Source organism: Paraburkholderia flagellata (assembly GCF_021390645.1).
Lineage (GTDB): Bacteria > Pseudomonadota > Gammaproteobacteria > Burkholderiales > Burkholderiaceae > Paraburkholderia > Paraburkholderia flagellata.
The window spans coordinates 559,292-579,570 of record NZ_JAJEJT010000003.1 but is presented as its reverse complement, the minus strand read 5'-3'; the positions used below and the strand labels follow the sequence as shown (position 1 = coordinate 579,570).

The following is a 20,279-nucleotide window of genomic DNA, read 5'->3' as shown; positions in this document are numbered from 1 at the left end:
TGGTCTTTGCCAGTGGCAGGTCGTCGCGCGAGCAGTGCAAACCGGGTAGTTACCAAACATCTCGAGAGAAAGCACCAACCCCGACGCTGGTTGTCAGGGGGAGGTGCGGCCCCTCTTTCCAGGTAGCGGGTTGCGGCCTATCAGCGGGATCTGCCGAAAGCCGAGGTTCATATCCTCGACGCACTGGATGCAGGGCGATGGTTTGTTCCTGACCGACACAACTGTTCTTCTACGGTCGGCGTTTACCCGAGCAGCTTGCTTACACATAATCCGTTTCACTACCGCGGACTTCGGTTTGTGGTTGGTCAAAGCGGTAACGATGTGAGGCCTGCTAACGGACTGCATGTGTAGATCGGCTCAATTGCGCAATCGAGAAGGTGTTTGCTCGCGATATTGGGTTGCTGCGGCATTCATCGCTCCCCTATTCGTACTTATTGCCAATTGGAGTTTGCATGCCAGACGATCTCATCCCCCATATCCCGTCACGCCGCCGTTTCATTGGTGTGGCAGCAGCAACCATTGCAGCCGGCACGTTGAGTCAGCTCGCTTTCGCAGAAACGAATCAGGCCATCGCTGAGGTCACCCAGTCGACCGGCAGTGACAAGACCGCCATTCGTCCACTTCGTGTGCATGCGCCGGAATCGCAACTCATCGATTTGAAACGGCGTATCAAGGCGACCCGGTGGCCTGATCGCGAAACGGTACCTGACGCATCGCAGGGTGTTCAGCTCGCGACAATGCAGAATCTCGCACGCTATTGGGCGGCTGAATATGACTGGCGCAAAGTCGAGAGAAGGCTGAACGCTCTGCCGCAATTCGTGACCGAAATTGATGGCCTCGACATTCATTTCATCCACGTTCGTTCGAAACATGAGAATGCGTTGCCGATCATCATCACGCACGGGTGGCCCGGGTCAATCATCGAGCAGTTGAAGATCATCGATCCGCTGACCAATCCAACGGCCCATGGCGCGACTGCATCAGACGCTTTCGACGTTGTGATTCCGTCGCTGCCGGGCTACGGGTTCTCGGGCAAGCCGACAGCGACCGGCTGGGATCCCGCTCGCATTGCACGCGCCTGGGTCGCACTGATGAAGCGCCTCGGATATACGCGTTATGTCGCGCAAGGCGGCGATTGGGGAAATGCGGTTACGGAGCAGATGGCCCTGCTTGCGCAACCGGATCTGCTCGGTATTCACACGAACATGCCGGCCACCGTGCCGGCCAACGTTGCAGAGGCTCTCAAACTGGGCGAGCCTGCGCCAGCAGGCCTTTCAGCCGACGAGAAGCACGCGTTCGATCAACTCGACTATTTCTACAAGCACGGGCTTGGCTACGCATTGGAGATGGCGAACCGCCCGCAAACGCTGTACGGGATCGAAGATTCCCCTGTCGGGCTCGCCGCGTGGATGCTCGATCACGATGCTAGCAGCCAGGCGCTTATCGCACGCGTGTTTGCCGGACAGCCGGAGGGGCTTACGCGGGACGACATCCTCGACAATGTCACGCTCTATTGGCTCACGAACACGGCAGTTTCTTCAGCTCGTCTGTATTGGGAAAACAAGCTCAACTTCTTTGCCCCGAAGCATGTTGCTATCCCGGTTGGCGTCAGCGTCTTTCCGGATGAGATCTACGCCGCCCCGCAGAGCTGGACAGCGAAAGCGTATCCCAAGCTTATTCACTACAAACGCCTCCCCAAAGGCGGACACTTTGCGGCCTGGGAGCAACCGCAAGCTTTCTCGGAAGAGGTTCGCGTGACTTTCCGGTCACTGCGTTGAAGGCAAAGATGCAGACGCGCTAAGTTCACCGACCGGAAGACGCTACGACAAAGCGAGCTTTCGGCCCTGAGGAAAGCCGGCCATGACCCGTCACCATCGAACGACGACCCAAACTACCCAGACGATCTATATGCGGCGCGGCGCCTGGTTGCCCATTGGCTCGAAACGGAGTGCCGGCAGGGTCAACCCGGGTGAGAAGGGTGCGGTCGTTACGCTCATCGGCGACAACGGAGAATCCAGCCGCCAGGTCTTCGTACTGCGAATTTACGGTTGCGGTGGCGGCGTGCTATTCGCTCGCGCGTGACCTATTCTGAAGGGGTTACTCGCGGCTGGTTTTCTTCAACGCATTCGACAGGAGGTGTGCCATGTCGATGTCGACCACTCTGCAGGAACGCCTGCGCAGCAAGGGCTCACGCTATGAAATCGTGCGCCACCCATACAGTCATTCGAGCATGGAAAGCGCTGCGGCAGCGCACATTCCCGGCGACCGTCTTGCAAAAACAGTACTGCTCGAGGACGAGCACGGCTATGTGGCCGTCGTGCTGCCTTCAACCTATGCTGTGCAATTGTCCGAGCTTTGGAACAAGACAGGGCGCAGGCTCGCCCTTGCCACCGAGGCCGATCTGCGCGAGCTGTTCAAGGACTGCGATGCAGGGGCGCTGCCGCCGATCTGCGGGGCGTATGGCATGAAAACCTATCTCGAAGCGAACCTGGCGGGCGAGCCGGACATCTACTTCGAAGCGGGCGATCACGAAGAACTGGTTCATATGGAAGCGGACGAGTTTCTGGCGCTGATGGACGACGCGGAGCGTGCCCATTTCGCAAGGCGCATGCGAGGCATGAGTGGACGCGCGTGAGTGAGCGGAGCGGCGCCGCAGCGCATCAAATGTCGACGTACCGGTAAAACTCCCACGTTCTCGTGCAGATAGTACGCAACGAAAGGGCGTGGTCGTGCTCGTACGATATTCCGGCAGCACGCTCGTGTCGGCAGACGAAGCCATCGCACGAGTGGCCGAGTCGTTGGCCCAGTTAATTAAGGAATACTAGAAAGGCCGCCGACCTGGCTCGGCAGTAGCCGACCCGCGGGGCGATCAACTTCCCACGAAACTGACATTCAAGCCGGACGGGAATGCTCCGCGGCACGGGGCGCGTTGAGTTCGATTGAGCGGCCGCTCGCTGGTCAGATGGCGTTCAAATTGCGCGTGCCGCGCCGCCGCTTGCTCTCCGCCCGGCGAAGCCGGAACGTGCTCAGCCGCCAGGTAGGAGAACCCGGATGGCCTCATCCGAAGAGATCAACGCCGACATGCTTGCCTTCTGGAACGGGAACGGCGGCGACATCTGGGTGGCTCGACAGGAGCACACCGACATCACGCTAGCACCGGTCACAAACGCCTTGCTTGTCTTTGCCGCTCCGCGTGCCGGCGACCGGGTGGTGGATATCGGCTGTGGTTGTGGCGCGCCCACGCTGGAGTTCGCTCGCGCCGTGGGGCCGTCGGGATGCGTAGCGGGGTTGGACATATCGGGGCCAATGCTTGAGGAGGGTAAAAGGCGCGCGAACGCCGCCGGCATCACCAATGTCGATTGGCGGCAGACCGATCCAGCGACGGCCGCGTTGGACGAATACGATTTGCTGATTTCGGCCTTCGGAGTGATGTTCTTCGGCGACCGTGTGGCAGCGTTCGCCAATATGCGCCGCGCCGCTGCACCGGACGCGCGGATGGCGCTCGCGTGCTGGCGCTCACTAGCCGAAAACCCGTGGATGGAAGTGCCGATGACCGCGGCCGCGCGGCACCTGCCGCCGAGGCCGCAGTCGGCGCCGAACGCTCCCGGAATGTTCGCCTTCGCCGATCGGGACCACGTGACCAAGGTTGTCACGGCGGCCGGTTGGGCGCCGCCGCGCTTCGAGAAACTCGACATTGACCTCGATATCGCTGCTGGCCGCGGGCTGGAGGAGGCAGTGGTTCAGTCAACCCAAATCGGCGCGGTAAATAGTTGGTTACGCAACCAGCCAACCGAGGTCGTCTCTGCCGCCACCGCTTCTGTTCACGAGGCGCTTGAGCCCTATGCGGACGGTGCGAGAGTGCGATTGCCCGGCGCGATCTGGCTAATCAGCAGCACGCCCGCCTGAGAGAGCCTCGCCACTCAACGGTTTATTCGCCGAGTGTGAGTGCAACTTTGTCCCTTCCCGGAGTCCGATAAGACGCAGATCGGGCGTCACGACGCAATCGGGATCATCGGGTCGTCCCATGCGGCAAGTGCCGACGGGGTGGTGGTCGGTCTTTGCATTCGCGCATGCATAGTCGAACAGTTCCTGATCGGTATTCACGCGCGAACCCGGCAGAACTTCGCTTTGCACATAGCGTTTCATCGCTGGGGCGCGCAGGATGTCGCGCGCGAGCCGTGTCGTCAAACATCGAGTACCTTTGCCCGGAAATCGCCAGCGTATCTGGCAATCACGTGTACGCATCTGCATCGTTCTCGGCCGCGAAGCCGGACGTCGGGGTATTCCATCGATGTCTCGAGAAGCTTCGTGCTTTGCCGCACGAAACGTTTTTCGTCGACGACCTTCCGGACAATATTGCAGGCGCCCGGCTAGCCGGCCTTAACGTTCATCACTTTACTGGTTATCGTTCACTTGCCGACGCTTTGGCACTTCGTGGGCTAATTTGCGCGGCATGAGGTCCAGCGGACGTTTGGGTATCCGCTGATCGTGGTCGGCGATTCGGCGCAGGCGTGGCGATTCCCCGGCAAGGCGTGATCTACCAGGTACTGGCCAGCAGAACGAACTGTACGTGTGTCAACCCCAACGGCTTCAGTGCAGCAGTAAGGCGCCGCTGCCAGCCAAGCGTCGCTCGCCATAGTAGATGCCCAGGACTCTCGCCAGGTTGGAGCGACTCACTTACCCAGTTGCTCTGCCCGCAGACCAAGGGCGGCGATTACATCGGCGAAATCAGAAGTAACAAGCGCGCCCACCTCGCGGGCTACTGGCTCAGGGCCATCGACCTCGCAGCGATACGTGATCCGAGTGCCGCGTTCGGTCGGCGAAAGCTCGTGACGAACGCGAACAACCACGCCAGCGTCGGGTACTTCAGTTACGTCCTCGAAACCCTTGTCCGCCTCAACCCACCCGAAGCGGAACGGCAACCTCGTCAAGTCTGGCAGAACCATCACCGCAGTTGTGCCAGCCTGGAACGGTCCGTGCATTTCGATTCTAAGGACACCTTTGTTCCACTCCGACCACTTCTCCGGTTCCGCCAGGACGCCAAAAACCTTCGCTGGTGTCGCAGCACATTCACCCGTGACCTCAACTGACCACATGCCAGCTCCGTCCAAAGAATAATATGCGCGCATAATATTCTTTGGAAAGCTCCGTCGTCAACATTGCTATGACCAGGATTGCGAAATAGAAGCTAATGTTCCCGCCGGCCGAGTCCGATCCCGCATAGGCCCAACATCGAAACCAATGTGCAGCGACTGGGCTTCGGCAATTTCGCCAATCACAATGGGTCCGACGCCCGGTGGTAGCTTCGGTACCGCACGGGCTGCTGACGCGCGCAATTGGCACTTACGGCGCAGCCGCTCCTGCGGGTCAGGTAGTAACGGTCCTGCGCCCTCGCAAGCCCAGCGAGGGATGTTGCTCGATCGTTCTCCAGCTGCTGGAGGTCTTGAGTTGCCTTGTTCAGTTCAGCGACCGCAGTGTCGAATGCGAGCGTGTCTTCTGGCTTCAGTATGGGGATTCGCGGAGGAGACGTTGAGCGACTCTCAATTGCCACAGCACAAATCGCCCTCCTTTCATCATTCGTCATCCTAATTGATTGAAGAAATCGACCGCGATCACCCCGACACGAGCCGGCAACACGGGCGCACACATCGCCCGCGCGCCGTGGCACGGACCGCCATGCGGTTTCCTCCGAAGTGTGCAGAAAGATGGATTGCAACGCGCTCTTTTGCTGCATCGCAAACAGTTGTTATACGAATTTTCGACTTTGCGGCGAGGGCGAATTTATTATTCGGGTTTATACCTGGTAAGCGCCTGCATGCCAGAGCTGGCAAGGCATTTGTCGATACGCTTACGAGACATGAAGCGGCTTCCACGAACAAATGATTGACAGGCGTCCACTCGACCTTAGAATGGATATTGCTGCATCGCACCACCAACTGTGTTCTGTGTCTTTTTGTCCGTGAGCCGCTCTTGTGGACATTCGGGCACTTCCACCTTGCATGGAGCCATTGATGAGCACTGAGACGACGGAGCAACTTGTCGCCGCGCAGAAAGGCGGCGTCGAATCATCGTTTGTTTTCCTGAACAAGGCATTTGAAGGCATTGAAAAGCTGGCCGACCTGAATGTGCAAGCGGTCAAGTCGATCCTCGCTGAAAGTCAGGCATTCGCAGTCAAGGCACTTTCTGCCAAAGAGCCTCAGGAAACGTTTTCACAACAGTCGATCCTGGTTCAACCTTCCGTTGAAAGAGTGCAGTCATACTGGCGCGAGGTCTACGAAATCTGCTCCAGCACCCAAGCTGAATTGGCTACGCTCGCAGAAGCACAGTGCAAGCAGTTCCAGAGCGATGCGCACGTGTTCATCGACGGGCTCACGAAAAATGCGCCGGCGGGAAGTGAATCGGTAGTGGCGGCATGGAAGACATTCATCACGACCGCAAGCGAGACGGCAAATTCGGCGTATGAAACTGCTGTGAAAGCTGCCAGGCAAGCCGTGGAGACTGCTGAAAGCAATCTCGATGCTGCGTCAACTGCCAAACGGACCCGCCAGGTAGTTGTACCTGTCGAAGCGGATGCAAAACAGTAGAGTTTTGACGGTTCTGTCGCAGTAAGGCGGTCCGCTATCCCGTGCGGAACAAGATGAACGACTGACAGCGCGAGCACAGTTCATTGGTCCGTCGCTATTCAATTCTACGATCTTGTAATATTAGTAGTACTTTTCATATCACCATTGTTCGCTCTGTGCTCCTTGCCGTGACAAGAGCTGAAGCGCAGGCCCGATGTCCTTGCGACGGCCACTATCATCAATTGACAAAATGACATTACTGATTGGCATTCCTCTGGAGACAGCCACCGGGGAGCGGCGTGCAGCAACCGTGCCCGAGGTGGTAGAGAAACTGATCAAGCTTGGATTCGCGGTGGCCGTGCAAAGCGGCGCCGGCGCAGGTGCGAACTTTGGCGACGATGATTACCGTGCTGCGGGTGCCGAGGTCGTCGCAACGGCCGCCGGACTCTGGGCCCGTAGTGACATCGTTTTCAAGGTGCGTCCGCCGAGCAGCGAGGAAGTGGCACTGATGCGCGAGGGCGGCATGCTGATCGGCTTTGTGTGGCCGGCCCAGAACCCCGAGCTGATGCAGCAGTTGGCGGCCAGGCAGGCTACCGTGCTGGCGATCGATTCGCTGCCGCGCACGCTGTCACGCGCGCAGAAGATGGACGCGCTGACCTCGATGGCCGGCATCAGCGGCTACCGCGCGGTGATTGAAGCCGCTCATGCGTTTGGCCGCTTCCTGAACGGTCAGGTCACCGCCGCCGGCAAGGTGCCGCCCGCAAAGGTCTTTATCGCTGGCGCTGGCGTTGCGGGCCTGGCTGCAATCGGCACTGCGGCCAGTCTCGGTGCGATCGTGCGCGCCAACGACACGCGCGCCGAAGTGGCCGACCAGGTCAAGTCACTGGGCGGCGAATTCGTCAAGGTCGACTACGACGAGGAAGGCTCGGGCGGCGGCGGCTACGCCAAGGTCATGAGTGAGGGCTTCCAGCACGCGCAGCGCGCGATGTACGCGCAGCAGGCCCGGGACGCGGACATCATCATCACTACCGCGCTGATTCCCGGCAAGCCGGCTCCGAAGCTCATCACCGCCGAAATGGTGCAGTCGATGAAGCCGGGCAGCGTGATCGTGGACATGGCAGCGGAGCAAGGCGGCAACTGCGAGCTCACAGTGCCCGGCGAGGCGGTGGTGCGCCACGGTGTGACCATCGTCGGCTACACGGATCTTGCTTCGCGTCTGGCCAGACAGTCGTCCACGTTGTATGGCAACAACCTGCTGCGCGTGGTCGAGGAACTGTGCAAGACGAAGGACGGCACGATCAACGTCGATTTCGATGACGACGCCATCCGCGGCCTCACGGTCATCAAGGAAGGCAACATTACCTGGCCGCCGCCGCCGATCAAGCCGCCGGCCGTCGCGCCCAAACCCCAGCCCGCTGCCACTGCGGCGGCGGCCGCGCCGAAGAAGGGCCACGGCAGCAGCGAGCCGATGTCGGCGAAGTCGCTGGCCATCGCGTTCGGCATCGGCGCGCTGGCCTTCCTGATGGTGGGGCTGTTTGCTCCGACCACGTTCCTGTCGCACTTCACGGTGTTCGTGCTGGCCTGCTTCGTCGGCTACATGGTGATCTGGAACGTCACGCCGTCGCTGCACACGCCGCTGATGAGCGTGACCAACGCGATCTCGTCGATCATCGCCATCGGCGCGCTGGTGCAGGTCGCGCCGCCGCTGGGCGGGTCCGCGGCTGGCGACCGGCGATCAGGGCTGATCCTTGGCCTCGCCGTGGGCGCGTTGGCACTCACGGCCGTCAACATGTTCGGCGGCTTCGCGGTGACGCGCCGGATGCTGGCGATGTTCCGCAAATAAGGGGACGACAACAATGACTTCCAACCTGACTACCGTCTCCTATATCGGCGCGGCGATTCTCTTCATCCTGAGCCTTGGCGGCCTGGCCAATCCCGAGACCGCGCGCCGCGGCAACCTGCTCGGCATGATCGGCATGCTCATCGCGGTGCTCGCCACGGTGCTCGGTCCGCGCGTGTCGGCCGAAGGCATTCCGTATGTTGTCGCTGCGCTGGTCGTCGGCGGCGCCGTTGGCCTGTTCGCCGCGAAGAAAGTGCAGATGACGCAGATGCCTGAACTGGTCGCGCTTATGCACAGCCTGGTTGGTCTGGCGGCCTGCCTGGTGGGCTTCGCCAGCTACATCGATACGTCGGTGCAATTCACCGGCGCCGAAAAGGCCATCCACGAGGTCGAGATTTATGTAGGTATCCTGATCGGTGCGGTGACGTTCGCGGGATCGGTCATTGCGTTCGGCAAGCTGTCGGGCAAGATCGGCGGCAAACCGCTGCTGCTGCCGGCACGACACTGGCTGAACCTGGCCGCGCTACTGATCGTGATCTACTACGGCCACGCGTTCCAGCATGCAGAGACGATTCAGGACGGCATGATGCCGCTCGTCGTGATGACGGCGGTTTCGCTGCTGTTCGGTGTGCACATGGTGATGGCGATTGGTGGCGCCGACATGCCGGTGGTGGTGTCGATGCTCAACAGCTACTCGGGCTGGGCGGCGGCGGCCACTGGCTTCATGCTCGGCAACGACCTGCTGATCGTGATCGGCGCGCTGGTGGGCTCGTCGGGGGCGATCCTGTCGTACATCATGTGCCGCGCGATGAACCGCAACTTCATCAGCGTGATTGCCGGTGGCTTCGGTACCGGCAGCGGCGTGTCGGCGCCGGCGGGCGGCGGCGCGCAGCAAGCTGCCGGCGAGGTGGTGGCGGTGAGCTCCGCCGAAACCGCCGAACTGCTGCGCGAGGCGAAGAGCGTGATCATCGTGCCAGGCTATGGCATGGCGGTGGCGCAGGCCCAGCACACGGTCTTCGAACTCACGAAGCTGCTGCGCGAGAAGGGCGTGGACGTACGCTTCGCGATCCACCCGGTGGCGGGCCGCATGCCGGGCCACATGAACGTGCTGCTGGCCGAAGCGAAGGTGCCGTATGACATCGTGCTTGAGATGGACGAGATCAACACGGATTTCCCGGAGGCGGACGTGTCGATGGTGATCGGCGCGAACGACATCGTGAATCCGGCGGCGCAGGAGGACCCGGCGAGCCCGATCGCCGGCATGCCGGTGCTGGAGGTCTGGAAGGCCAGAACCTCGATCGTGATGAAACGCAGCATGGCCTCGGGTTATGCCGGCGTCGACAACCCGCTCTTCTACAAAGAGAACAATCGCATGCTGTTCGGCGACGCGAAGACGATGTTGAGTGAGATCTTCGGGGTGTTGAAAGCCTGAACGCGGCGAAGCGGGACTCGCTGAAGAACAGCGAAGCGCATCGGAGAAGATCATGGCGCTCAGCCGGGCGCACCTCGACAATGCCATTGTCGAGGTGCGCCCGGAAGGAGCGGATCGGCGTGCGGTGTATTCGTCGCGTGTCTCCGAACTTGCAGACGTGGGCGGGATTAAAAATCACGAAGAGATGCTTGCGCGAGACCGGCAAGAGGGATTCCAGCGACTTCAATCACTTCGCATGCGTTCAACCAACGCTAGCAAGCGAGCACTCATTTGCTCGGCTGGCAAGTGCGTGGGCCAACCGTGACCCGGAAGCAGCCATTCGAAACGATACGCGGCCAGCTTGCCGAGTGAATCGGTGAGCTTCGTCCATGAGTACCAGCACGCGTCCCTGAACGCGACGAGGTCGCGCTCGCGTGGGCTCCAGGCGAGCGAATCACCCGCGAAGAGCACGCGATCATCGACCAGGTATACGACGCTACCCCGAGTGTGCCCGGGCATCGGGATTGCGCGGACGCCGGCCGCAATGCTCGGTGCTGAGCCGGCGTCGAGCAGATCCGTAGCATAGGGGGCAGCCGACCTGTCCGCCTGGTGAATCCAGACGCGCGCGCCGAATTGACGTGCGTATTTGTCGGCGTCTGCAACGTCGTCACGATGCGACAAAAGGATGTGTGCAATGCCACCGGCGTCGTCAAACCATTTCACGAGTTCCGCCGCATAGCGCGGTGAGTCGATGAGCAGATTGCCGTCCGGACGCTTCGCAAAATAAGAATGTGCGCCAAACGACGACCGCGAGTTGAATCCGCAGCGCCACACACCGGATGTGATCTGCTGCGGAAAGATCGTGGCGTTCGGGCGGGGCTGCTTCGTTTCGCTGCGCACCGATGCCGTCGGACATACGAGGACCGCACGCCAGGCAGCAAGCTGCTCTTCTGGCGTGAAGGGCTGCCGAACGAAGACACTCTTGTCGTTTCGTTCGACAATCAACTCAGGCGCGACGTGACGCGATGCACCGCAATTGATGCACGCTGTGTCGATGTACCACTCCCCTGGGGCGGAGTCGGTATTGCGTGGCGGTTTCATTCGACGCTCAAGTTCCGATAAGTCATGGCGACCTCACGATTCACCATGATAGAACTATCAGGCACCCTGCGCAGCCGGACGCGACTAGAGCGCCGGACAATCAATCGACCCGTACACGGCGCCGCCGATCCTCGTGGGAACAGTTATTGCGAACACCGTGGCAGGCGGAGCTGGCTCGATTATTCGTCACGGCAGGCGTAGCAGATGCGATTCTGGAAAGTTCATATGGTATGGGCGATGGCGCTCGCCTGTACATGCCCGGCGCTTTTCGCGCAGTCCGCTGACGCCCAGCAGCCGGCCAGTGCTGGCCGCCCAAATCCTGATCCACTGGTTACGCGCGCCGAACGCAGCGACACCTTCCTGCCTACCGCTAGCCTTGACAAAGAAATCATCTGGATACCAGCCGATGCATCCGGCAAGGTTTTGCTGGAGACGTCGATTTACAAGCCGGACGGCCCTGGACCATTCCCAATGGTTGTCTTCAATCACGGCAAGAACCGGGGCGATCCGCACGAGCAGTCACGAAGCGACCCGCTGTCGCTCGCACGTGAATTTGTCCGTCGAGGTTACGTGGTCGTCGCGCCGAACCGGCGCGGCTTCGCGCATTCGGGCGGCGCATATGCACAGCATGGTTGCGACATCTTGAGCAACGGATGGGAACAGGCTGCAGATATCGCAGCGACGGTCGATTTCATGTCGAGGCAGCCATACGTAGACGCACAACATATTGTGGTGGCCGGGGTCTCGCACGGTGGGCTCGCGACGATCGCATACGGTGCCAATGCTGCCCCCGGTGTGCGAGCACTTATCAATTTTTCGGGCGGCCTCAGGCAGGACGCATGCACTGACTGGCAAGGCGATTTGACGCGTGCGTATGGCGCGTATGGCGAACACGCGCGAGTGCCTTCGCTATGGCTGTACGGCGCCAACGATTCGATCTGGCCGGCTCGGTTGATCCCGAAGATGTTCGCCACCTACACCGCTAATGGCGCGAGCGCGCACATGGTTGACGTTGGCGTCTACAAACACGACTCCCATTGCCTTCCCGAAGATCGCGACGGTGTGCGTATATGGTGGCCACCCGTCAAAGCGTTTCTTGCGCGGGCTGGAATGCCGACCGGGATCAAGTACCGCGTTGCGGATCCGGTCAAACCAGAAGCAACTGGCTATGCGGCGATCGACTCAGTCGATGCTGTGCCGTTCATAGACGAGGCTGGCCGCCGTGCGTATAGAACCTTCCTGCAACAACTTCCGAGCCGTGCGTTCGCCGTGTCAGACTCGGGCGCATGGTCCTGGGCGGAAGGTGGCGATAACCCGATGGCTGTCGCAGTGGCGAATTGTCAGAATCGGAGCAGCGATCCCTGCAAGCTCTATGCGGTGGATGACACTGTGGTCTGGAGCGAGCGATCATCACAGTGATTCGCCCCGGCGGCACCGGTCAGGTGAATGATTCATCTGCCCGTCGTTGCTACTACTCGCTTGAGATCGGTTAGATGATTGGCCAGACCCTGGATCAGTTCCAACTCGCGCTTGCCCAGCAAGTTCTTCCCGATCGCAGCAATACCCACCTCCATGCCGCCGATCGTGAAGCGCGTATTGATATTGCGGTTGGTCAGGTTAGATCGGTGCGTCGCCAGATACTGCGACGCTTTACAATCGGCACTTGTCCCGTGCAAGGCGTGCTTCGCCAGGCTTGCCGCGGCCAGAACGGGACAGTGGCCACGCGCATGGCGGTTACACACCATCGCGATGCCATGAACACGGGCTGACGAGGCGGCCGAGGACTGCAAGGAGGCCATGCGATGCTCGCACTCTTTACCGATTTTGGGGCCGACGACATCTATGTCGGACAGGTAAGGGTCGCCTTGCTGCAGCACGCGGCAGCCGGCACCCCCATTATCGATGTACTGCATACTGCCCCGAACTACGATTCGCAGGCAGGCGCGCATCTACTCGCGGCGCTTGCGCGGTGGTATCCGCCGGACTGTGTCTTCCTGGCAGTGGTTGATCCCGGCGTGGGTAGCGAGCGGGATGCCGTCGTGCTGCAAGCCGACGGGCAGTGGTTCGTCGGGCCGGACAATGGATTGCTCTCGATCGTGGCGGCGCGCGCGGCGCGTACCCGGGCCTGGCGGATTAAATGGCGTCCCGCCGCGCTTTCCGCCTCATTTCATGGTCGCGACCTGTTCGCTCCGATAGCAGCATGGGTAAGCCGCGGAGAGTTGCCTCCCGACAAGCTCGTTGAAAGGAGAGGCTTGCGCGTGCAACTGGATGCGGGCGATCTCGCCGAGGTCATATACGTCGATCACTACGGCAATGCACTGACGGGGTTGCGAGCCGGAAACGTGCCGAGGAACGCACGGCTGGGTATCGCAGATGCCGATGTCGAATATGCACGGGTTTTTTCCGATGCGATGGCCGGTCAAGCCTTCTGGTACGAGAACTCGATCGGGCTCGTGGAGATCGCCGTGAATCGCGGCAGTGCCGCGTTGCAGCTTGGCATAAGCGTCGGAGATCCCGTCCATGTGATCGGGGGCGGTGAATCGGCAACATAGCGCCTGAGACCCGGCCTCACAGGGCTCCTAACGATTTAACCCCGGCCGAGTTTGGCCGCCAGTACAACCTTCGGCCTGCGGCCGAAGGCTCATGAAACGCCAGACACTATCACCGCAACGTGTCCAGAAACCCCAAACGGTTCATGAACGGCACCCCAAAGATTGGAGCAATGTCCACCTCTTGGGGTGCAATTCACTAGCGGGGCTTTTCCTGGTCGGGGTGTAATGTGTTCACTACCCCGTGAACCTGCGATTAGAAGCGGTGGTACATGCCAATGTTGGCTTGAACCTGGTTGCCGCCCGACGCGGTGTTACCGAAGTCAGCGGCCGAAGCCTGAGCGCCCTGAGCATGGACGTAGGCACCCATAGCGTAGACCGAAGTGAGCTTCGACAGCGCGTACGTCGCACCCAGCGACACCTGGTTGATCGACGCCATCGTGCGGCCCTGAGCGGCTTGCGCAGGCGTGGCTTCCGAACCGTAGACGTACGTGTAGCCGGCCGCCAGCGACAGCGCCGGAGATGCCTGGTACTGCAGAAGGCCACCAATCACGTTGAAGTGAATCGACTCCTGGCCATCGTTGCCCTGGTACTGGGCGTTCGAGTAGCGCAGGCCTGCCGTGTACGGACCAAACTGATACTGGCCAGCGACTTGCGCGATGCCCGCGCTCTTGAACGCGTTGCCACCGTAGTAGCCCGAACTCGGATAGCCCAGCGCGCCGCCGAACGACGGTTGTGCCGTCGCGTTCTGCCAGCCGTTCTCACCCTGGTTCACAGCCTTGAAGTAGCCGCCGGCGACCGTCAGACCGCCTTGAACGTAATCCGCAGCCACCGACCACGATTGACCCGAACCCATGGCGCCAGCGACGCCGCCAAACGAGTACGCGCCTTCAGCCTGGAAGCCGTGGAAAATCGGCGAAATGTACTTCACCGCGTTGTTCTGGTTCGTCGTGTTGTCGTTGTTGTCCACGTCGCCCGGGGTCGAGAATGTCGACGCCGAAATGGCGTCGCCCGTCAGGCCCTGAACCATTTCCGTCACGGCGTCGATCTGGCGACCCATACGCAGGGTACCGTACTGCTCCGACGCGAGGCCGACGAAAGCCTGGCGGTTGAAGAGCGAGCGCGAGGAGCCGATGGGGCCCTGGCCGCCGATGCCACCGGTAGCAATGTTGAAACCATTTTCGAGCTTGAAGACTGCCTTGAGTCCGCCGCCGAGGTCTTCCTGACCCTGGAGGCCCCACTTGTTCGAACCTGAGGCACCGCCAACGAGGCTGACCAACGAGTGGCCATTGACGTTCGAGGTGTAGCTGATACCCGCGTCAAGCATGCCGTACAGGGTGACTGACGACTGAGCCATGGCTGCCGGGGACGCTGCGATAGCAGCAATAGCGACAACGCTGGCTTTGAACTTGTTGTTTTTCATCTGTATTTCAGTGACAAAGACTTGTTTTTGACTGGAAGGGGGGACAGCGCGCGGCCCTGACGCAGCGCTCACACCCGATGCGACATGTGCGGCGATTGGTGTGTTCGGGAATGGTCGTCTTTCAATTTGTCGTCCTAATTTTATTAAAAACATGGAGGCCAGTCGGTTGTACCGCGCCTGGCCTCTTTCCGTTAAAACAGTCGTGGAGTCCCTACCCAGACCACGACGGCCTCCTTGTTGCCTTCGTTACTCCAGCCATGTGGCACCGTCGACTGGTAGTGGGCTGAATCGCCCGCCTGCAACACGAACGGCTTACCCTCCAGCTCCAGCGTGACCTCGCCCTCGATCACGTAGAGGAATTCCTCCCCCGCGTGCGTCGTGACTTCCGAGCGCTTTACGCCCTTCGGCAGACGCACGAGTATCGATTCGAGCTGCCGCCCGCCTGCGGTGTTCGTGAGTCGCGCGAACAGGTTCGCCGAATCCGCGAAGCCGAAGAACTCCAGCTTGCTGCCGCGCTTGACCGAGCGCTCCTCCGACGGCGTCTCGACGAAATACTGCACCGTGACGCCCAGCGCCTTCGCAATGCCCGAGAGTGAAGTCAGGGACGGCGACGCATGACCCCGCTCCACCTGGGACAGAAACGGCTTGGAAATACCGGCCACCGTTGCCGTCTGGTCGAGCGTCTGTCCGAGCCGCTGACGCAGTGCACGAATCTTTTCGCCGAGCGCCACCGCCGTAGGGTCGTGCTTGCCAGATGTAGAAACCATATCAGGAACGTTTTTTGTCGTCAAAATTTGTTTGATGGAAGTAAATATCGTTTGATACGCTTGCGATCTACAACGTCACGTCGCGTCTGGCACCAAAGCGGTGCGCGTCAGGCCCACTCCAGTGGGCCAACGGGATCCGCCACTCGGCACGCTCGAGAAGAATGAAATTGTAAACCTTGGGTTCGTGCGATCCACAAACCCACAGAAAGGAGGAGACATGCACTCTGGCGGCGCCACAAGCGCCCATGCATGCGGCGCAGCATCAGACACATGTCACTGCCCGCTTTACACGCATCCGCGTGTCATCGTCATCATCGCAGCGTATTGAGGTCACAATGAATTTATCGGTTTCCAGGACGAAATCGTTCTCGACGGTATTTCTGATTGAGATGTGGGAGCGCTTCGGCTATTACGGCATGGCCGCACTTCTGGTTCTCTTCATGGTCGAGCGACTCGGCTTCACCGACGAGCACGCCACGCTCACCTGGGGCGCGTTCACCGCGCTTGTGTATGCGTCGCCTTCGATCGGTGGCTGGATCGGCGACCAGGTACTGGGCGCACGCCGCTCAATGGTACTCGGCGCCATCGTGCTATTTGCGGGCTACGTTATGCTTGCCCTGCCCGACGACCGACTCTCGCACATGTATGCGTCGCTCGGCGTAATCGTGGTGGGTAACGGGCTTTTCAAGTCCAACGCCGCTAATCTCGTGCGCCGCATCTATGAAGGAGACGAAGCGCGCATCGACGCCGCGTTCACGATCTACTACATGGCGGTTAATATCGGCTCGACAGTGTCGATGCTGCTCACGCCGTGGATCAAGGATCACTGGGGCTGGCACGCCGCGTTCGCCGTGTGCAGCGCGGGAATGCTGCTCGGCATCGCGAACTTCTTCCTCATGCAACGCACGCTCGCGCACATCGGCTCCGCGCCCGACGCGATGCCGGTGCAATGGCGCCGTCTCGCGGCGGTGATTGCTGGCGGCATCGCGCTTGGCGCGGCGACGCTCTTCGTGCTGCAGCACAAGCAACTCGCGGTAATGTGTGTGTACACGGCCGGCGCAGCGATTCTCGCGATCTTCGCGTACATGCTGCGCACCTGCGAACGCCAGGAGCGCGCTGGTCTCGTGGCCGCGCTGATCCTCACGCTGCAAGTCATCCTGTTCTTTGTGTTTTACCAGCAGATGTCCACGTCGCTCACACTCTTCGCGGTGCGCAACGTTGACCCGAACTTCCGACTGTTCGGCATCGAGCTCTTTAGCTGGAGTGCGGCGCAGTTCCAGGCGCTCAATCCCATCTGGATCATGATCATGAGCCCGGTGCTCGCGACGATCTATTCGAGCCTCGCGCGACGTGGCAGCGACGTGCCCGTTGCGGCTAAATACGCGCTTGGCTTCGTCGTGGTGGCAGCGGGCTTCTTCGTCTACGCGGCGAGCGGCCATTACGCAGTGAACGGCCGCGTGTCGTCGTGGTTCATGGTGGCGGGCTACGGCCTCTACTCGCTTGGCGAACTACTCGTGAGCGGCCTCGGACTCGCGATGATCGCGCGCTACGTGCCTGCGCGCATGGGTGGTTTCATGATGGGCGCGTACTTCGTGGCCACAGGCGTTTCCCAGTATCTGGGTAGCGTGGTCGCGAACTTCGCGAAGATGCCAGCGGGTAATCTCGATCCCATAGAGTCGCTGCCGCTCTATACGCGTCTCTTCGACGGTCTCGGCTGGCTCGCGGCAGTAGGCGCCTTGCTGGCGATCCTGCTGCTTCCGGTGATGGGCCGCCTCTCACGCGCGCATCAGCGCGCGGGCGAGCAAACCGCGGGTCATTACGCGGTCGAGTGACCGCGGCTCGTTGACGTCCTCCCCGTCCTCAGCCTGCGGCTGCCGCGCAAGGCGCGGGAAGGACGGGGACTCCAACTGTCAGACGGCGACGTCCCGCCGCGAGAATCTCCTGGGGACCAAGGGCAGCCGCAAAGTGATGAGCCTGCCTGCCGTTCGCCAATCGAGGTCGAAAAAAGCCGACGTGCCGCTGTACAAAACCCGTCACCACGCCTCACTGACGTAGCACTTGTATCGCATGAAGCTGCGAAAGAGTTGTAACGCAAGGCCACCCGCCACGATGACGAGTGCGCCACCAATGCTCGAGTCAACACTAACCATGACCTCAGTGAGGTAGATTGTGGCCGCGGCAATCAGGGGATGATAGAGAGTCTTGCTTAGAAGATCGTCCACTTATGTTCTCCAACTTACAGATCGCGGCCGGGCAATCCGCAGGTTGCTTTTCCAGCCATTAGAGGCCGCCTCCCGCTGTATTCGACAAGTTATGCGTCTTTTCCAGTGAAGCCTGGTACAACCGCCCGGTAGACAGGCGCTTCTCCGTAATGGTTCGAGCACGTTCGCTCACCGTCGCAACGATGTCCGCAGGCGCTGTTTCAGGAGAGCCGGAGCGGAACGGCGGCTGCGGGTCATAGGCCATGTAGAGTTGCAGTTCCTGGGCGACCGTCTCGCCTCGCAGCAACGAGACCACGATTAACGAGCCGTCGATTCCCGACGTCACCCCACCTGCACTAATGAACCGGCCGTCGATCACTACACGCTCGCCACTTGGAATCGCGCCATACAGCGGGAGGACGTCCATCGCCGTCCAGTGTGTAGTGGCATGCTTACCGTGTAACAAGCCGGCGGCGCCGCAGAGCAGTGAGCCGGTACATACCGAATACACGTAGCGTGCGCCTGCTGCCTGATTGCGGATGAACGACAGAACTATTTCGTCGTGCATCAATGCCTCCTGCCCATGTCCGCCCGGTACCAGGAGAACGTCAAGCTGCGGTGCCTCTTCGAACGTCGTATCGGCAAGCAACTGCATGCCGGCAAGGTCGCGAACAGGGTTCTTGTCCTTCCAGAGCGTGATAAACGACGAATTCGGCACGCGAGCCAGTGCCTCGAATGGCCCGGTGAAATCGCATTGATCCATGTTTGGGAAAATAATCCCGCCAATTTTCAAATGAACGTCCAGAGGAATGCTCATGACGATCTCCTTTTACAAGCCGGAAAGACAAGGGTGACCGGTGCGCAGCGCAGTCGATATTCCTTACCCTTGACTGTCAAGTAACTAAAAGACCCCTTTCCCGGTCGGGAAAGGGGATAAAAGGGTCTTGGCGTCTAGAGAAACTGGTCGATTGACTACTAACCCTTACTGGCGAATCACTGCATCGACCTTACGCCTGCCACGCGTATTCCTGAAACATCTCTTCGAGCGGTGGGTTGGCAACGCTGCCTGCGTAGTTCGTCATGGTCGACGCGGCTACGACCAGGATGACTTCGAGGACCAGAGCCTGGTCGAAACCGGCGGCGGTGAATGACGCGATGTCCTGATCGTCGAGACGGCCACGCTTATCGATTAGCGTGCGTGCGAGATGCGAGAGTGCTGCGAGTTTTCGATCTTGCGGCAGACGACGGGCCCGGATGGCCTGCACGTCGGCTTCGTTGAGCCCTTCCTTGAGTGAGAGGGCGGAGTGGAAGGCGACCGCCCAGGTGCAACCGTTGGTGACTGCATTCGTCAGCAGCAGGGTCTGCACCTGAGCTTCCGTGAAGCTACCGCCGTGAGCCTGCTGGAATACGCCGACCAGGCCGTTGATCAGTTTCGGCGACCCGGCGATGGCACCGGCAATGTTGGGAACCATGCCGAATGCTTCAGCGAGGCCCTTAAGTGCCGGCTTTGAGCCCTCCGGTGCCGACTCGAGCGTATAAACGGGGAAGTTAGCCATGATATTTCCTTGAGAGGTGAATGCGTGCGCCAAGGGGTGATCACACGACAAGTGAAGAGTAGTGATACACCGGGGCCCCGCCAATTACATCGCATGTAATAAAAAAGCATGCGCTACAGCGGAAACATGGCAGCCAGCCATGAAGGCTGGGCCTGATAGAACGATTCGGCGTGTGAGGTTCGCCTTATCACCGAATGTGCTCAGGCGCATGCTGCGTCAGCAGGAGCCATTTCCGGCCGTCATTATGGATCGATACTGGAATGTGCTGATGGCGAATCAGGTGTTTGATCGATTTTTTGACGTGCAGGCGTGTACGGAACCCCGCAATATCTTGCACCTGATGTTAGCGCCGAATGGCATGCAACCCCATGTAATCGACTGGGAGAGGGTTGCGCAACACCTGATCCAGCGTGTGTATCGGGAAGCCACCGGACATGGTGCTGACAGGCAGATGCAGCAGCTTCTTGACGCCGTATTAGCCTATCCTGACGTGCGACCCGAGTGGAAAGCGCAGCGCGTAGCGGATTCGACGTCCAATTTACCGATGGCTCCAATAGGATTTGTCAAGGACGGGGCGGTTCTGAATTATTTTGTGATGATCACCACGGTTGGCGCACCTCGAAGTGTGGCGGCTCAGGATCTGCGGATGAGGTGTCTGGTTCCGGCAGACGACGAAACGGAGGCGCGTCATCTGGCGTTATTTGCGTAGCACAGGAACGAGGAAAGCTGGTCACTGACGTCCAATCCAGGGCGCTTTAGATGGCGAACCCGCAGTTCCCGCGAACGGCTCTTCGTGTCCGACCGTATGCGTTCAGCGCCCTCCAGCGTAAGCCGCCTTTGGGAATACATTCCGATAACCGCCCAGCGA

General features: G+C 60.3%; 21 protein-coding genes. 12 read left to right on the top strand and 9 right to left on the bottom strand.

Annotated features, from left to right (window positions below; all coding sequences use genetic code 11):
• Nucleotides 1-452: 452 nt before the first annotated feature.
• The 4 genes from L0U83_RS26245 (at nt 453) to L0U83_RS26230 (ending at nt 3,906) form a co-directional block, all read left to right on the top strand.
• The gene (locus L0U83_RS26245; protein WP_233887080.1) at nt 453-1,778 is read left to right on the top strand and encodes an epoxide hydrolase family protein; all 1,326 of its coding nucleotides are present in this window, start codon (nt 453-455) and stop codon (nt 1,776-1,778) included.
• A gap of 82 nt (nt 1,779-1,860) precedes the next feature.
• A complete protein-coding gene (locus L0U83_RS40905; RefSeq protein ID WP_373321114.1) occupies nt 1,861-2,082 on the top strand; it encodes a hypothetical protein in 222 nt (73 codons plus the stop codon).
• Between the two features lie 61 nt (nt 2,083-2,143).
• Nucleotides 2,144-2,635 carry an aminoacyl-tRNA deacylase gene (locus L0U83_RS26235; RefSeq protein WP_233887079.1) on the top strand — a complete coding sequence of 164 codons (492 nt, stop codon included), beginning with the start codon at nt 2,144-2,146 and terminating at the stop codon, nt 2,633-2,635.
• Between the two features lie 416 nt (nt 2,636-3,051).
• Nucleotides 3,052-3,906, top strand: a complete 855-nt coding sequence (locus L0U83_RS26230; RefSeq protein WP_233887078.1) for a class I SAM-dependent methyltransferase — start codon at nt 3,052-3,054, stop codon at nt 3,904-3,906.
• Here L0U83_RS26230 and L0U83_RS26225 read toward each other — a convergent pair.
• Nucleotides 3,883-4,245 carry a GMC oxidoreductase gene (locus L0U83_RS26225; RefSeq protein WP_267939569.1) on the bottom strand — a complete coding sequence of 121 codons (363 nt, stop codon included), beginning with the start codon at nt 4,243-4,245 and terminating at the stop codon, nt 3,883-3,885. The two genes, L0U83_RS26230 and L0U83_RS26225, sit on opposite strands and share 24 nt — an antisense overlap.
• Here L0U83_RS26225 and L0U83_RS40900 point away from each other — a divergent pair.
• Nucleotides 4,179-4,457 carry an HAD-IA family hydrolase gene (locus tag L0U83_RS40900; RefSeq protein WP_373321113.1) on the top strand — a complete coding sequence of 93 codons (279 nt, stop codon included), beginning with the start codon at nt 4,179-4,181 and terminating at the stop codon, nt 4,455-4,457. The genes L0U83_RS26225 and L0U83_RS40900 overlap by 67 nt on opposite strands.
• A gap of 216 nt (nt 4,458-4,673) precedes the next feature.
• On the opposite strand, the gene L0U83_RS26220 is transcribed toward L0U83_RS40900, so the two are convergent.
• Nucleotides 4,674-5,096 (bottom strand): SRPBCC family protein, encoded by a 423-nt coding sequence (locus tag L0U83_RS26220; RefSeq protein WP_233887077.1) that lies wholly within the window; start codon nt 5,094-5,096, stop codon nt 4,674-4,676.
• 915 nt (nt 5,097-6,011) lie between these two features.
• Here L0U83_RS26220 and phaP point away from each other — a divergent pair.
• The 3 genes from phaP to pntB all read left to right on the top strand — a co-directional run bounded on the left by phaP (nt 6,012) and on the right by pntB (nt 9,835).
• Nucleotides 6,012-6,584, top strand: coding sequence for a TIGR01841 family phasin (phaP, locus tag L0U83_RS26215; protein WP_233887076.1), 573 nt, complete (start codon nt 6,012-6,014; stop codon nt 6,582-6,584).
• Nucleotides 6,585-6,813: 229 nt separating this feature from the next.
• Nucleotides 6,814-8,406 (top strand): Re/Si-specific NAD(P)(+) transhydrogenase subunit alpha, encoded by a 1,593-nt coding sequence (locus L0U83_RS26210; RefSeq protein WP_233887075.1) that lies wholly within the window; start codon nt 6,814-6,816, stop codon nt 8,404-8,406.
• A 13-nt stretch (nt 8,407-8,419) separates the two neighbouring features.
• A complete protein-coding gene (pntB, locus tag L0U83_RS26205) occupies nt 8,420-9,835 on the top strand; it encodes a Re/Si-specific NAD(P)(+) transhydrogenase subunit beta (protein ID WP_233887074.1) in 1,416 nt (471 codons plus the stop codon).
• A gap of 222 nt (nt 9,836-10,057) precedes the next feature.
• Here pntB and L0U83_RS26200 read toward each other — a convergent pair whose 3' ends face one another.
• The gene (locus tag L0U83_RS26200) at nt 10,058-10,915 is read right to left on the bottom strand and encodes an MBL fold metallo-hydrolase (protein WP_233887073.1); all 858 of its coding nucleotides are present in this window, start codon (nt 10,913-10,915) and stop codon (nt 10,058-10,060) included.
• Nucleotides 10,916-11,119: 204 nt separating this feature from the next.
• Between L0U83_RS26200 and L0U83_RS26195 the strand changes: the two genes are divergently transcribed.
• The gene (locus tag L0U83_RS26195) at nt 11,120-12,334 is read left to right on the top strand and encodes a dienelactone hydrolase family protein (RefSeq protein WP_233887072.1); all 1,215 of its coding nucleotides are present in this window, start codon (nt 11,120-11,122) and stop codon (nt 12,332-12,334) included.
• A 32-nt stretch (nt 12,335-12,366) separates the two neighbouring features.
• Here L0U83_RS26195 and L0U83_RS26190 read toward each other — a convergent pair whose 3' ends face one another.
• Nucleotides 12,367-12,714, bottom strand: a complete 348-nt coding sequence (locus L0U83_RS26190; protein WP_233887071.1) for a hypothetical protein — start codon at nt 12,712-12,714, stop codon at nt 12,367-12,369.
• 3 nt (nt 12,715-12,717) lie between these two features.
• Here L0U83_RS26190 and L0U83_RS26185 point away from each other — a divergent pair, with 3 nt between their 5' ends.
• Complete coding sequence (locus L0U83_RS26185; RefSeq protein WP_233887070.1) at nt 12,718-13,467, top strand: SAM hydrolase/SAM-dependent halogenase family protein; 750 nt, start codon at nt 12,718-12,720, stop codon at nt 13,465-13,467.
• A gap of 253 nt (nt 13,468-13,720) precedes the next feature.
• Here the strand turns inward: L0U83_RS26185 and L0U83_RS26180 are convergent, their stop codons facing one another.
• Both L0U83_RS26180 and L0U83_RS26175 read right to left on the bottom strand, forming a co-directional pair.
• Nucleotides 13,721-14,887 (bottom strand): porin, encoded by a 1,167-nt coding sequence (locus L0U83_RS26180; RefSeq protein WP_267939514.1) that lies wholly within the window; start codon nt 14,885-14,887, stop codon nt 13,721-13,723.
• Nucleotides 14,888-15,078: 191 nt separating this feature from the next.
• On the bottom strand, nt 15,079-15,654 hold the full coding sequence (locus tag L0U83_RS26175; RefSeq protein WP_233887068.1) for a helix-turn-helix domain-containing protein: 576 nt from the start codon (nt 15,652-15,654) through the stop codon (nt 15,079-15,081).
• A gap of 335 nt (nt 15,655-15,989) precedes the next feature.
• On the opposite strand from L0U83_RS26175, the gene L0U83_RS26170 reads away from it, so the two are divergent.
• Nucleotides 15,990-17,486 (top strand): peptide MFS transporter, encoded by a 1,497-nt coding sequence (locus tag L0U83_RS26170; RefSeq protein WP_233887067.1) that lies wholly within the window; start codon nt 15,990-15,992, stop codon nt 17,484-17,486.
• 201 nt (nt 17,487-17,687) lie between these two features.
• On the opposite strand, the gene L0U83_RS26165 is transcribed toward L0U83_RS26170, so the two are convergent.
• The 3 genes from L0U83_RS26165 to L0U83_RS26155 form a co-directional block, all read right to left on the bottom strand.
• On the bottom strand, nt 17,688-17,876 hold the full coding sequence (locus L0U83_RS26165; protein ID WP_233887066.1) for a hypothetical protein: 189 nt from the start codon (nt 17,874-17,876) through the stop codon (nt 17,688-17,690).
• Between the two features lie 58 nt (nt 17,877-17,934).
• Nucleotides 17,935-18,672, bottom strand: a complete 738-nt coding sequence (locus L0U83_RS26160; protein ID WP_233887065.1) for a DJ-1/PfpI family protein — start codon at nt 18,670-18,672, stop codon at nt 17,935-17,937.
• 190 nt (nt 18,673-18,862) lie between these two features.
• Nucleotides 18,863-19,411 (bottom strand): carboxymuconolactone decarboxylase family protein, encoded by a 549-nt coding sequence (locus L0U83_RS26155; RefSeq protein WP_233887064.1) that lies wholly within the window; start codon nt 19,409-19,411, stop codon nt 18,863-18,865.
• A 208-nt stretch (nt 19,412-19,619) separates the two neighbouring features.
• Between L0U83_RS26155 and L0U83_RS26150 the strand changes: the two genes are divergently transcribed.
• A complete protein-coding gene (locus L0U83_RS26150; protein WP_233887063.1) occupies nt 19,620-20,120 on the top strand; it encodes an MmyB family transcriptional regulator in 501 nt (166 codons plus the stop codon).
• Nucleotides 20,121-20,279 lie beyond the last annotated feature (159 nt).

Coding starts and splice junctions, on each gene's coding strand:
- L0U83_RS40905 (WP_373321114.1), top strand. CDS start 1,861: ATGACCCGTCACCATCGAACGACGACCCAAACTACCCAGACGATCTAT.
- L0U83_RS26235 (WP_233887079.1), top strand. CDS start 2,144: ATGTCGATGTCGACCACTCTGCAGGAACGCCTGCGCAGCAAGGGCTCA.
- L0U83_RS26200 (WP_233887073.1), bottom strand. CDS start 10,915: ATGAAACCGCCACGCAATACCGACTCCGCCCCAGGGGAGTGGTACATC.
- L0U83_RS26230 (WP_233887078.1), top strand. CDS start 3,052: ATGGCCTCATCCGAAGAGATCAACGCCGACATGCTTGCCTTCTGGAAC.
- L0U83_RS26175 (WP_233887068.1), bottom strand. CDS start 15,654: ATGGTTTCTACATCTGGCAAGCACGACCCTACGGCGGTGGCGCTCGGC.
- L0U83_RS26210 (WP_233887075.1), top strand. CDS start 6,814: ATGACATTACTGATTGGCATTCCTCTGGAGACAGCCACCGGGGAGCGG.
- pntB (WP_233887074.1), top strand. CDS start 8,420: ATGACTTCCAACCTGACTACCGTCTCCTATATCGGCGCGGCGATTCTC.
- L0U83_RS26160 (WP_233887065.1), bottom strand. CDS start 18,672: ATGAGCATTCCTCTGGACGTTCATTTGAAAATTGGCGGGATTATTTTC.
- L0U83_RS26245 (WP_233887080.1), top strand. CDS start 453: ATGCCAGACGATCTCATCCCCCATATCCCGTCACGCCGCCGTTTCATT.
- L0U83_RS26190 (WP_233887071.1), bottom strand. CDS start 12,714: ATGGCCTCCTTGCAGTCCTCGGCCGCCTCGTCAGCCCGTGTTCATGGC.
- L0U83_RS26195 (WP_233887072.1), top strand. CDS start 11,120: ATGCGATTCTGGAAAGTTCATATGGTATGGGCGATGGCGCTCGCCTGT.
- L0U83_RS26150 (WP_233887063.1), top strand. CDS start 19,620: ATGCTGCGTCAGCAGGAGCCATTTCCGGCCGTCATTATGGATCGATAC.
- L0U83_RS26155 (WP_233887064.1), bottom strand. CDS start 19,411: ATGGCTAACTTCCCCGTTTATACGCTCGAGTCGGCACCGGAGGGCTCA.
- L0U83_RS26180 (WP_267939514.1), bottom strand. CDS start 14,887: ATGAAAAACAACAAGTTCAAAGCCAGCGTTGTCGCTATTGCTGCTATC.
- L0U83_RS26225 (WP_267939569.1), bottom strand. CDS start 4,245: ATGCGTACACGTGATTGCCAGATACGCTGGCGATTTCCGGGCAAAGGT.
- L0U83_RS26220 (WP_233887077.1), bottom strand. CDS start 5,096: ATGTGGTCAGTTGAGGTCACGGGTGAATGTGCTGCGACACCAGCGAAG.
- L0U83_RS26170 (WP_233887067.1), top strand. CDS start 15,990: ATGAATTTATCGGTTTCCAGGACGAAATCGTTCTCGACGGTATTTCTG.
- L0U83_RS26185 (WP_233887070.1), top strand. CDS start 12,718: ATGCTCGCACTCTTTACCGATTTTGGGGCCGACGACATCTATGTCGGA.
- phaP (WP_233887076.1), top strand. CDS start 6,012: ATGAGCACTGAGACGACGGAGCAACTTGTCGCCGCGCAGAAAGGCGGC.